The organism is Bifidobacterium pullorum subsp. saeculare (genome assembly GCF_016899725.1).
Classification (GTDB): domain Bacteria; phylum Actinomycetota; class Actinomycetes; order Actinomycetales; family Bifidobacteriaceae; genus Bifidobacterium; species Bifidobacterium pullorum_C.
Genome location: NZ_JACLYU010000230.1, coordinates 1 through 449, shown reverse-complemented (window position 1 = coordinate 449; position 449 = coordinate 1). Strand labels below are relative to the sequence as shown.

Annotated in this window: 1 protein-coding gene; it reads left to right on the top strand. The window is 54.3% G+C overall.

The window, feature by feature from the left end; genetic code table 11:
- The coding region (locus tag H7U32_RS10315) for a hypothetical protein (RefSeq protein ID WP_204469929.1) at window positions 1–289 on the top strand (289 nt) is incomplete at its 5' end.
- Window positions 290–449 lie beyond the last annotated feature (160 nt).

Here is a 449-nt window from a genome sequence, read left to right as displayed (position 1 = left end):
TGTCATGGATGCCATGGAGAGGGCGGAGGTGCTGGAGAACATGGCTCAGGCCAGAAAAGAGCGGCTTGACGCCATTTCCGGGGAGGCGAAGGAGCGCCTGGACCTTCTCTCTGAGGAGACGAGGGAGCGGTACGATATGCTCAGACAGCGATACGCGGAGCTGACCGGTGCGACCCTTCAGGCCAGCCGACGCCTTGTGAGGGCCTTCCCCCGGATGGAGTCCAGAAGGCACAAGGAGCTGCTGGAGGAACTGAAGAGGAAGCTGGAGGAAGTGACGAGAAAAAGATAGGGCAGGATAGAAAAAAGGCATTTCAAACAGAAAAAGGGCATTTCCGATCACACAGAGGATCAGAAATGCCCTTTTTGCAAACAGATATTACGAAATCATCAAATGTGAAACAATTCTTTCAGGCCGCACAGGATGATGGCGCCGTGGTCAAAGGCCAGTC